The sequence below is a fragment of the Pseudomonas putida genome, assembly GCA_041071465.1.
Lineage (GTDB): Bacteria > Pseudomonadota > Gammaproteobacteria > Pseudomonadales > Pseudomonadaceae > Aquipseudomonas > Aquipseudomonas putida_P.
This window is the reverse complement of sequence record CP163498.1, coordinates 5985798-5998930: the sequence shown is the minus strand read 5'-3', so window position 1 is coordinate 5998930 and position 13133 is coordinate 5985798. Positions and strand designations below refer to the sequence as shown.

The 13133-nt window shown below is 64.0% G+C and carries 1 protein-coding gene and 1 pseudogene; one reads left to right on the top strand and one right to left on the bottom strand.

The genetic code is table 11. The features are described from left to right. Nucleotides 1-3: 3 nt before the first annotated feature. A complete protein-coding gene (locus AB5975_27400) occupies nt 4-1740 on the bottom strand; it encodes a type I secretion system permease/ATPase (GenBank protein XDR20128.1) in 1737 nt (578 codons plus the stop codon). A 545-nt stretch (nt 1741-2285) separates the two neighbouring features. On the opposite strand from AB5975_27400, the pseudogene AB5975_27395 reads away from it, so the two are divergent. Further along, nucleotides 2286-13106: pseudogene (locus AB5975_27395) on the top strand (peroxidase family protein). Nucleotides 13107-13133: the final 27 nt, after the last annotated feature.

Genomic DNA, 13133 nt, shown 5'->3' with positions numbered 1-13133 from the left:
CGGTTACTCCCGTACTTTCACCGAAGCCAGCGGGGCGGCCGCGGTCGCCGGAATCACCGCAGCCTTGCGCAAGGCTGCGAATACTTCGTCGCGGCTGCCGAGCATGTGCACTCCACCGTCGCGCAGCATCAGTATCTGGTCCACCGCGCACAGCACGTTAGGCCGGTGGGAGATGAGGACCACCGTGGCCCCGCGCGTCTTGAGTTCGGCCAGGGCATCGACCAGGGCCTTTTCGCCGACGTCATCAAGGTTGGCGTTTGGCTCGTCCAGCACTACCAGGTTAGGCTCGCCGTACAATGCGCGGGCCAGGGCGATGCGTTGCTTCTGGCCACCGGACAGCGGGCTGCCGTCGGCGGCCAGGCGGGTGTCGTAGCCCTGCGGGAAACGCAGGATCATGTCATGCACGCCACTGCTGCGGGCAGCACGGATCACCGCGTTGCTGTCCACCTCGGCAAAGCGTGCGATGTTTTCGGCGATGGTGCCTTCGAACAGCTCCACGTCCTGTGGCAGGTAGCCCAGCCACGGGCCCAGTTCGGCCTTGTTCCAGTTGAAGATGTCGGCACCGTCCAGGCGCACCTTGCCGGCCTGGGTCGGCCACACCCCCACCAGCAGGCGGGCAAGGGTGGATTTGCCCGAGGCCGAGGGGCCAATGATGCCCAGGCTGTCGCCCGGGGCCAGGCTGAAGCTCACCCCGCGCACGATGCTGGTGCTGCTGCCGGGGGCGCCAGCGATCACATTTTCCACGGCCAGCATGCCCATCGGGCGCTGCAGGGACATGCTCGGTGGCCGTTGCGGGTAGTCCTGCAGCAGGTCGTTGAGCCGGCCCCAGGCCAGGCGGCAGCCCAGCAGTTGCTTCCAGGACGCGATCACCTGCTCCACCGGGCCCAATGCGCGGCCGGTCAGGATCGAGCAGGCGATCATCATGCCGGGGGTGATCTTGCCCTCGATCGCCAGCAGTGCGCCGGTGCCAAGAATCAGTGACTGCAAGGTGATACGCACGAAGCGCCCGGTGCTGCTGATAAGCGCCGCGCGGTCGGAGGCCAGGGTCTGCATCTGCAGGATGCGCAAGTGGCCCTGGTACCAGCGCTTGCCGATTGCCGGCAGCATGCCCATGGCCTCGATCACTTCAGCGTTGCGCAAGTTGTTGTTGGCGTAGCTGGCCGACGACATGGCCGCCTGGTTGGCTTCGGCCAAGGGCTTTTGCGTGGCTTTTTCCGTGAGGTAGGCCAGGCCGACCAGAATCAGCGAGCCGATTGTCGTCACCAGCCCAAGCCACGGGTGGATCAGGTAACAGACCAGCAGGTAGATCGGCGTCCAGGGCGCATCGAAGAAGGCGAACAGGCCGTTGCCAGTAAGAAATTGGCGCACCTGCGCCAAGTCCTGCAGTGCCTGGGCCGGGTTCCCGCCGGCGCGGTTCAGGTTGCGCTCGAAGGCGGCGCTGAAAAGGCGCCGGTTGAGGTTCATGTCCAGGCAGTTACCGACCCGGATCAGCACCCGGGTGCGGACCATCTCCAGCGCCGACATCAGCAGGAACAGCCCTACCACCAGCAGGGTAAGCATGGCCAAGGTCGTGACATTGCGGCTCACCAGGGCGCGGTCGTACACCTGCAGCATGTAAATGGCTGGCGTCAACATCATGACGTTGATCACGCCGCTGAAGGCGGCCAGGGCGTAAAAGCTGCGACGCAAGCGAAACAACACGTCGGCCAGCTCGGAGCGGGTGCGCGGTGGCTTAGGCATCGGAGGCCTCCCTTTATCGCTAAGCGGGAAGCCCTTGCGGCCCCCGTACAACGGTAGTTGTGGCTTCTTGGTCGGCGCGCAGACGGGTCGCTCTCAGGGCGAATAGTCCAAATCGCTGCGTTGCTCCCACATGCTGGAGCGTAGGTTGCAACGAAACATTCGGTAATATCTTTTTGCTCTATAAATACTTTGAACTTTTCATAAGTGCCCTGAAAACAGTTAGTTGCATCGCATTATCATCGGTGAGCGATATTTTTGACGGGATATTGACAAGCTTTTCGCCTACGACTTTAGTCTGATGTATTCGGGCCCTGTGCGAGCTGGGGCCGATACATGTGCGTTACACCGCTGTTTCGCACAATTAACAAGGCCTCCGCTGTGTCAGCGGGGGCCGGCTTGCCGGCGATGAGGCCAGTGGCGCCCGTACTGCACCGCCCACCTGTCCCCAGAACCCATGACCAGATACTGCGCACGTCAACACTGACTGGGCGCGGGATGGACCCTGTTGCCCTGTGATTTCTCCCGAAAGATCGAGGGCAATTGCAATGGCCAATTTCAGCAAGTCGGACCTGGAATTCATTCTCAAACAAATTTTCATCGCCGAAGCCCACGCAGATGGCGCCAGCCTGATCGACCTGCTGCCCAACAGCCAGGTGCCATTTGGCCTGCGCACCGTCGACGGCAGCTACAACAACCTGGTGGCCGGACAAAGCGAGTTCGGTGCCGCCGACAACTCATTCCTGCGTCTGCTCGATGCCTCCTACCGTGCCAACTATGTAGGCACCGGCAATGTCGTCGATTCGCAGCCCCGTACCATCAGCAACCTGATCGTCGACCAGACGGCGAACAACCCGGCTGCAGTCGAGGCCAACGGGCGCCGCCCCGGTAATGAGCCCCGGCATCGACGGGGTGTTCGGCACCGCCGACGACAAACCGGTGTTCTTCATCCCCAACGTGTCGCCGGACGTGGGCCTGACTGCCGGTTTCAATGCCTGGATGACCTTCTTCGGCCAGTTTTTCGACCATGGCCTGGACCTGGTCACCAAGAGCAGTACCGACATCGTGTTCATCCCGCTGCGCCCGGACGACCCGCTGTACAACGCCAGCAGCCCGACCAACTTCATGGTGTTGTCACGCGCCGTACGCACCGCCGGCGCCGATGGCGTGGTGGGCACCACCGATGATGGCCAGCCCAACACCACCTCGCCTTTCGTCGACCAAAGCCAGACCTACAGCTCGCACCCCTCGCACCAGGTGTTCCTGCGTGAGTACATGCTCGACGCCGCAGGTGACCCGGTGGCAACCGGCCGGCTGATCACCAACCGCGACCTTGGCGCGGACGGCAAATTCGGCACTGCCGACGACGGCAACAGCGAAAATGGCGGCATGGCCACCTGGGCGGTGGTCAAGGCCCAGGCGCGCGACCTGCTGGGCATCAACCTCACCGACGCCGATGTGCACAGCGTGCCGCTGCTGGCCACCGATGCCTACGGCAACTTCCTGCGTGGGCCCAACGGCATGCCGCAGGTGGTCATGCGCGTGAACAACGGCGCCGACGGCATCGCCGGTACCGCCGACGACGTCACGACGCTGGTCGAAGGCAACCGCGCCGCGCCCATCAGCTTGGCCAATGCCGTGAGTACCGGGCATGGCTTCCTCGACGATATCGCCCACAATGCCGAGCCGGTGAAGGTTGGCGGGGTACTGCAAGCCGACGCCGACAGCGCCGTCGGCAACGTGCAGCCAGTGGGCCCAGGCGGCAACAACCTGACCTACGACAACGAACTGCTCGACGCCCACTACATCGCAGGCGACGGCCGGGTCAACGAAAACATCGGCCTGACCGCCGTGCACCACGTGTTCCACTCCGAGCACAACCGCCTGGTGCAGCAGACCAAGGACACCCTGTTGGCCGCAGGCGACCTGGCGTTCCTCAACGAATGGCTGATCGATGACGTCACCGCCATCCCCACCACGCCCGCCGGCATCGCCGCCCTGGTGTGGGACGGCGAGCGGCTGTTCCAGGCCGCCAAGTTCGGCACCGAAATGCAGTATCAGCACCTGGTGTTCGAAGAGTTCGCTCGCACCATCCAGCCGCAGATCGACGAGTTCCTCGCCCCCAATGGCTACGACACCTCGATCAACCCGGCCATCCTCGCCGAATTCGCGCATGTGGTGTACCGCTTCGGCCACTCGATGCTCACCGAAACTGTCGACCGCTTCGACCCATCGTTCAACCCAGTCTCCGGCGACCCAGCCAACCCTGACCAGCAACTGGGCCTGATCGCCGCGTTCCTCAACCCATTGGCATTCGCCGGCAGCGGTGCCACCGCCGACGAAGCGGCAGGCGCGATCATTCGCGGCGTTACCCGCCAGCTGGGCAATGAAATCGACGAGTTCGTCACCGAAGCCCTGCGCAACAACCTGCTCGGCTTGCCGCTCGACCTGCCGGCGCTGAACATCGCCCGTGGCCGCGACACCGGCATCCCCAGCCTGAACGAGGCGCGCCGCGAGTTCTATGGCGCTACCGGTGACAGCCAGCTCAAGGCCTACATCAGTTGGGCCGACTTTGCCGACCACCTCAAGCACCCGGCCTCGCTGATCAACTTCATCGCCGCCTACGGTACCCACAGCAGCATCACCGGGGCCACCACCGAAGCGGCCAAGCGGGCTGCCGCGGTGGCGCTGGTGCTTGGCGGCGCGGGTGCGCCGGCCGACCGCCTGGACTTCCTCAACAGCACCGGTGCCTGGGCCAACGTGACGCTGGCCGGCAAAGACGGCATCGCCGGCACGGCTGACGATATTGCCGGGTGACGGTCAGCGGGGTCGATGCCATCGACTTCTGGGTCGGCGGCCTGGCCGAGAAAAAAATGCCCTTTGGCGGCATGCTGGGTTCCAGCTTCAACTTCGTCTTCGAGACCCAGCTGGAAGCGCTGCAGAACGGCGACCGCTTCTACTACCTGTCGCGCACGGCGGGCATGAACTTCGGGACGGAACTGGAAAACAACTCCTTTGCCAAGCTGATCATGCTCAACTCCGACGTGACCCACCTGTCCAATACCGTGTTCCTCACGCCGACCTTCACCCTCGAAGTCAACCAGGCCAACCAGTTCACCGGGCTGGGCGCCGACGGCAAGGCCGACCCGACTGGCGGCATCGAGATCAACGGCGTGGAAATCGTACCGCTGGTGATTCGCGACAACCCCGACACCGTCGGGCCAGACAGCAACTATCTGCATTACACCGGCGAAGATCACGTGGTGCTGGGGGGCACCTCCGGCAACGACATCATCATCTCTGGCGACGGCGACGATACCGTCTATGGCGATGCCGGTGACGACGTGCTTGAAGGCGGTGCGGGCAACGATGCGGTGTTGGGCGGTGCCGGCGACGACATCATCACCGACTCGTTCGGCGACAACCGTCTTGAGGGCAACGCCGGTAACGACGTGATCGTCGCCGGCAGCATGCTGGCAGCCGGCAACCTGATCCTGGGCGGTGACGGCCAGGATTTCATCATCACCACCGAAGACATTTCCACCACCTTCGGCGGCCAGGGCGACGACTTCATCCTCGGCGCCAAGACCAACCTGCCACCGACCGGCAACGAGGGTGACGACTGGATCGAGAAGGGCACCCAGGACGGTGCGCCCGGCGACAACTTTGCACCGCTGCTGGGTGACGAAGTGGTCGGCAACGACATTTTCGTCGGCGGCGGTGGCTTCGACGAAATGATCGGTGAGGGCGGCGACGATATCTTCGTCGGCAGCGATGCCCAGGACAAGATGGACGGCATGTCCGGCTTCGACTGGATTACCAACAAGAACGACAAGGTCGGTGTCACCGTGGACCTGAGCCTGGCCGCATTGGCCCAGCCCCATGGCAATGCACCGAACCAGAACGCCGGCGTGTTCAACCCGGTCGGTGCTTCGCCGGCCAGTATCCTCGACCGCTTTGCCGAGGTCGAAGGGGTGTCCGGTTCCCACTACGCCGACGTGCTCAAGGGCGATGATGTCGATGCCGTGACCATCCTCAACCATGGTGGCGCCACCGGTAGCGCCCTGACCAATGTGGCGCTGATTCGTGGCCTGCAGCAGTTCCTGGCCGATGCGGGCTTGCCTACCACGGGCTTTGCCACCGGTAACATCATGCTCGGTGGCAATGGCAGCGACCTGATCGAAGGCCGAGGCGGCGATGACCTGATCGACGGTGACAAATGGCTGAACGTGCGCATTGCCGTGTACGCACCGGGTGACGTCAACCACACCGGCCCCGAAATCGCCAGCTTCGACAGCATGGTCGACATGATCCCGTTCATGCTCGATCGCACCTACAACCCAGGCCAGCTGAAGGCTGTGCGTGAAATTTTGCCTGGCACCTCGACGGGCGGCGCGGCCTTTGACACTGCCATTTTCTCGGGGGTGCAAAGCGAATATGTAGTGAGCCAGAACACCAAAGGCACGGCCGATGTTGCCGATGATGTGTGGACGGTGACCGACACCGTGGCGGGCCGCGATGGCGTCGATACACTGCTGCATATCGAACGCCTGCAGTTCGCCGACAGCCAGCGCGTGCTGGTGACAGGCGTGAACGCACAACCCACGGGCAGCCCGACCATCACCGATGGCAACGGTGCCGCCATTACGGTAGGTGATCTGCTTACGGTGAGCGTGGCCGGTGTGCGTGACGCCGACAACATCAGCGCAGGCAACCCGCTGGGTACGCTGGCCGACCGCTCGGTGTCGTACTACTGGCAGTTCGAGGCGGATCCCGGTAGCGGTGTGTTCCAGGACATCATCCTGCTGCCGGCCGGCGACTTGGCATTCCAGAGCGCCGATGGCACCTCGTTCAAGGTATCGCCAGACCTGGCCGGGCTGAGCCTGCGGGTCAAGGCGATCTACCAGGACGCCCATGGCACCACCGAAGTGCTGTTCTCTGCGCCAACGGCCGTTGTGCAGCCCGGTGCGCCCGTGGTGCCGACGCCGGCCACCCCGGTGGTGGACGCCACGGCAGGGGGGAGGGGTTGCACATGGTGCGCTCCGACCTCAACTTCATCCTGGCCCAGATCAAGATCGCCGAGGCCGATGCCGCCGGGCAGGACATCCTCTCGTTGATCCCCAACATCCGCGCGCCCCTGGGCCTGCGTGCGGTCGATGGCTCGAACAACAACCTGATGAACCTCAATGGCCACAACAACACCCAGTTCGGTGCCGCCGACAATGTCTTCCCGCGCTTGACCGACCCGGTGTTCAACCCCGCGGAAGGTGCCCCGGCCGGCTTCTTCGGCCCTGGCTCGCCGGCCATTCCCGGCTCGTCGTACCAGCAGACCAGCGGCCCGGTGTTCGACTCGCAGCCGCGCACCATCAGCAACCTGATTGTCGACCAGACCTCCAATAACCCGGCAGCTTATGCCACCGCCTATGACCCAGGTGCCGATGGCGTGCTCAACTTCGGCGCGCCTGGCAACGACGACGTGCTCAAGGATGGCGTACGCATCGTCGCCAGCCCAGGTATGGATGGCCAGTTCGGCACCACGGACGACCACGATGTGTACCTGTTCGAGAACACCGCTGCCGATGCCGGCCTGTCCGCGCCGTTCAACGCCTGGATGACGTTCTTCGGGCAGTTCTTCGACCATGGCCTGGACCTGGTCACCAAGGGCGGCTCGGGTACCATCTACATCCCGCTGCAACCGGATGACCCGCTGTACGTGGAGGGTGGTTTCACCAACTTCATGGTGGTGACCCGTGCCACCAACCTGCCAGGGCCGGATGGCATCCTCGGCAACGCCGACGATATCCACGAGCACACCAACACCACTACGCCGTTCGTTGACCAGAACCAGACCTACAGCTCGCACCCTTCGCACCAGGTGTTCCTGCGTGCCTATGTGATGACCGACGACGGCCCCGTTGCCACTGGCCGGCTGATCACCAACCGCGACCTGGGCGCCGATGGCAAGTTCGGCACCGCCGACGATACCGAAATCGGCGGCATGGCGACCTGGAAGGTGGTCAAGGCCCAGGCCCGCGACCTGCTCGGCATCAACCTGACCGATGCCGACGTCGACAACGTGCCGCTGCTGGCCACCGACGCCTACGGCAACTTCATCAAGGGGCCGAACGGCTACCCGATGGTGGTGATGAAGGGCCTCGACGGCATTGCCGGCACGGCCGATGACCAGCAGGTCGAAGGCAACCCGTTGGCGCCGATCAGCCTCACCAACGCCGTGCGTACCGGGCACCAGTTCCTCGCCGACATTGCCCACAATGCTGTGCCGGTGTTCAGTGGTGGGGTATTGGCGCCGGACGCCGACAACGTCGTTGGCAACGCCGTGCCGGTCAACCCGCAGACCGGTGCCAACCTGGCCTACGACAACGAACTGCTGGATGCGCACTACATCGCCGGCGACGGTCGGGTCAACGAGAACATCGGCCTGACTGCCGTGCATGCGATCTTCCACGCCGAGCACAACCGGCTGGTGGCGCAGACCATGGACACCGTGCTCGACTCGCACGATCTGGCGTTCCTCAACGAATGGCTGCTCAACCCGGTCACCGCATTGCCGGTCACCCCGGCCGAGATCGACGCACTGGTATGGAACGGCGAGCGGTTGTTCCAGGCGGCCAAGTTCGGTACCGAGATGCAATACCAGCATCTGGTGTTCGAGGAGTTCGCCCGTACCGTGCAGCCACGGGTCGACCTGTTCTTTGCCCCGACCCAGGTGTACGACGTCGACCTCGACGCGTCGATCGTGGCCGAGTTCGCCCACACCGTGTACCGTTTCGGCCACTCCATGCTGACCGAGACTGTCGACCGCTTCGACATCGACTTCAACGTCATCAAGGACCCGGCCAGCGCCAACCCCGACCAGCAACTGGGCCTGATCGCCGCGTTCCTCAACCCGCTGGCGTATGCCGCCAGTGGCGTTACCCCCGAGGACGCCACCAGCGCCATCGTGCGTGGCGTCACCCGCCAGGGCGGTAACGAGATCGACGAGTTCGTCACCGAAGCGCTGCGCAACAACCTGCTCGGCCTGCCGTTGGACCTGCCAGCGATCAACATCGCCCGTGGTCGCGACGTTGGCATCCCTTCGCTGAACGCCGTGCGCCGTGATGTCTACGGGCAAACCGGTGATACCCAGCTCAAGCCGTACACCAGCTGGGTCGACCTGGTGCAGCACCTGAAGCACCCTGAGTCGCTGATCAACTTCATCGCGGCCTATGGCACCCACAGCAGCATCACCGGGGCCACCACATTGCTGGAAAAACGCGCTGCGGCCATGGCCCTGGTGTTCGGCGGCGAGGGTGCGCCGGCCGACCGCCTGGACTTCCTCAACAGCAGTGGCGCCTGGGCCAATGTGACGCTGCCCGGCAAGGACGGTGTGCTGGGTACTGCCGACGACCTGAAGGCCGTCACCATCACCGGCGTCGATGCCATCGACCTGTGGATCGGCGGCCTGGCCGAAGAGAAGACCCCGTTCGGTGGCATGCTCGGCAGCACCTTCAACTTCGTGTTCGAAAACCAGATGGAGAAACTGCAGGACGGTGACCGCTTCTACTACCTGGAGCGCACCTCTGGCCTGTCGATGAACGCCGAGCTGGAAAGCAACTCGTTCGCCAAGCTGATCATGGCCAACACCTCGGCCACCCACCTGCCAGGCCTGGTGTTCTCCGACCCAGGCTTGTACCTGGAGCTGGACCAGAGCAAGCAATACAACGACGGCCTTGGTCATGCCGACCCGCTGGGCGAAAACGGCGAACAGGTGGTGTTCCGCGACAGCCCGCTGACGGCTGGCCCGGACAGCAACTACATCCGCTATGCCGGTGCCGAGCACATCGTGCTGGGCGGCACCAACGGTGACGACATCCTGGTGTCCAGCGAGGGTGACGACACGGTCTGGGCGATGCCGGCAACGACCGCATCGAGGGCGGTGACGGCAACGACCAGCTGCGCGGTGGTGCCGGCGACGACATCATCAGCGACATGGGCGGTGACGACAACATCCAGGGCGGCGACGGCAACGATGTGCTGCACGGCGGCAATGGCGTCAACCTGATCATCGGCGGTTTCGGCAACGACTTCATCGTCACCGGTGAAGACGCCTCCGAAGCCATCGGCGGCCAGGGCAACGACTTTATCCTGGGCAGCAAGGCCAACGAGCAGGACATGGGTAACGAAGGCGACGACTGGATCGAGAAGGGCACCTCGGACGGTGCGCCTGGCGATAACTTCGACCCGTTGGGCAACGACCCGATCATCGGCAACGACGTGTTCATCGGCGGTAACGAGAACGACAAGTTCAACGGTGAAGGCGGCGATGACATCATGGTCGGCAGTTTGGGCTTCGGCGACCGCTATATCGGCGGCTCGGGCTACGACTGGGCCACCTTCAAGGGCCTGGCCCAGGGCGTGACCATCGACTACAGCGACCGCTTCTTCGATGTGCCGCCAGTACCGGGTTCGGGCGCTTCGGCGCTGGTGCGCTTCGACATCATGGAGGGCCTGTCGGGTTCGGCCCATGGCGACTTCCTGCGCGGTGACAACGAAGATGCCGCCAGCTTGCCGACCAATGGCGCCACGGGCAGCGTGCTGACCAACATCAGCCTGATCAACGGCCTGTCCAGCCTGCTGGCGGCGGGTGCGACATTCTACGATGGCGGCAACATCATCCTCGGTGGCAGCGGCAGCGACCTGATCGAAGGCCGTGGCGGCGATGACATCCTCGACGGCGACAAATGGCTGAACGTACGCATCAGCGTACGCGCCAATCACGATGGCACGGGCCCTGAAATCGCCAGCTTCGACAGCATGGAACCGATGGTGCCGTTCATGCTCAATGGCACCTACAATCCCGGCCAGCTAGTGATCGTACGGGAGATCCTCAACGGCACCGACAACTATGACACGGCGGTGTTTTCGGGGGTTGCCACCGATTACAGCGTGGTGGTCGATGGCAACGCGGTGATCGTCACCGACCTGGTGGCCGGGCGCGATGGTGTCGACCACCTGACCGGTATCGAGCGGCTGCAGTTCTCTGACCGCTCGCAGGCCTCCGGCGTGGGTACCGCCGTGAACGCCGGCCCGACGGGGCACCTGGTGATTCTTGACGATGCTACCGGGGTGCGTGACGACACACCGGTCACTGGCCAACTGCTGCGGGTAACACCGCTGGCGGTGCATGATGCCGACAACGTGAGCGCGGCCAACCTGAACGGCGCAGTCAACGGCCCTGTGGCGTATTACTGGCAAGTCGAGAACCTGCCAGGCTCGGGGGTGTATGAAGACATCACCTTTGTTGCCGCTGGCGAAGTTTCGCGGGCCATTGGCACGACCTACCGGGTCACGGACGATGTGGCGGGCCTGAGCATCCGTGTACGTGCGGTGTACCAGGACGCCAAGGGCACACTGGAAATCGTCGATTCGTCGCCCAACAGCGCGCCAAGCGCCGGGCCAGCCGTGACCGGGCTGCTGGTGCAGAACCAGACGCTCACCGCCAACCCGGCGACCATCGTCGATGCCGATGGCCTGAGCAACCCACAGTTCACCTTCCAGTGGCAGGCCAACCGGGGTGTGGGCTGGGTCAACATTGCCGGTGCCATCAGCAGCACCTTTGTCCTGACCCAGGCGCAAGTGGGGCAGAACATGCGGGTGGTGGTCAGCTACGTGGATGACTTCGGCGTGCACGAAAGTGTCGCCTCCGACATCCTCGACCCGGTGGCCAACGTCAACGATGCACCGACCGGTGCCGTGCTGATCAGCGACACCACGCCAGACCAGGGCCAGACACTTACCGCGCTCACGGGCGGTATCGCCGACCTCGATGGTTTAGGTGCCTTCAGCTTCCAGTGGCAGCAAGGCACGGGCGGCACCTTCGCCAACATTGCCGGCGCCACTGCGGCCACCTTTACGCCGGGCTTCGCCCAGGGAAACCAGCAGTTGCGGGTGATCGTGCGTTACACCGATGGCTTTGGCACCCTGGAGTCGCTGACCTCGGCGGCCACCGCAGCAGTGACCGTGCCGCCAGGCGTGGTGCTGACGGGTACCAACGCTGCCAACACCCTGACCGGTGGTGCGGGCAACGACGTGATTTCGGGCCTGGGCGGCAATGACATCCTCAATGGCCTGGCCGGTGCCGACCAGCTGTTCGGGGGTGTCGGCAATGACACCCTCAACGGGGGGACGACGCCGACCTGCTCAACGGTGAAGATGGCAACGACATCCTCAACGGCGGGCTGGGTGCGGATGTGATGAACGGCGGTGCTGGTAACGATACCTTCGTGGTCGATAACGTCGGTGACACGGTAACCGAAGCACTGAACGGTGGTACCGACCTGGTTCAGACCAGCCTGGCCAGCTACACCTTGGGCGCCAACGTCGAAAACCTGACCTACACCGGCAGCAGTGCCTTCACCGGTACCGGGAACGCGCTGGCAAACACCATCACCGGTGGCGCCGGCAACGACCTGCTCAACGGCGGTGCGGGTGCCGACCGCCTGGTGGGTGGCGTGGGCAACGACACCTATGTGGTGGATGATGCCGGCGACGTCGTGGTCGAAGCCACTGGGGCAGGGACTGACCTGGTGCGTACCACGTTGGCCAGCTACACCATGGCCGCCAACGTCGAGAACCTCACCTACACCGGGGTGGGTAACTTCAGCGGCACTGGTAACGGCCTGGCCAACATCATCAACGGCGCGGCGGGCAATGACACGCTCGCCGGCGACGGTGGCAACGACATCCTCAACGGCAACGCTGGCAACGACACCCTCAACGGCGACGCCGGCAACGATCAGCTGTTCGGCGGCCTGGGTGCCGACCGCCTGAACGGTGGTGGTGGTGATGACAGCCTCGATGGTGGCGATGGCAATGACACGCTGCTGGGGGATGCGGGCAACGACACGTTGCTGGGTGGTGCTGGCGATGACAGCCTGGACGGTGGCAATGGCAACGACTCGTTGCAGGGCGGCGATGGCAACGACACGCTGTTCGGTGATGTCGGCACCGACACCTTGATCGGGGGGGCCGGTAACGACTTCCTCAACGGTGCAGGCGGTAACGATACGGTGGTGGGTGGTGCCGGCAACGACACCATGATGGCAACCGACGGCAACGACGTGTTCCAGTTCGCGGCCGGCTTCGGCAACGACCTGATCATCAACTTCGATGCCATTGCGGCGGGTGGCCAGGATCGGCTGGACATCACCGCCCTCAACATCACCGCGGCTACCTTTGCCGCCAGCGTTACCATCGCCGATGTGGGTGCCGATACGCTGGTCAGCATCGGCGCTGCCGACTCCATCCGCCTGGTGGGGGTGGCGGATGCGACCACGGTGACTGCTGCGGACTTCATCCTGGCGGGTTGAGGGCCTGAAGGCAAAGCTGTTGGTGTC

Bases quoted from the DNA above. Each gene is read 5' to 3' on its own strand.
- AB5975_27400 (XDR20128.1), bottom strand. From the start codon at position 1,740: ATGCCTAAGCCACCGCGCACCCGCTCCGAGCTGGCCGACGTGTTGTTT.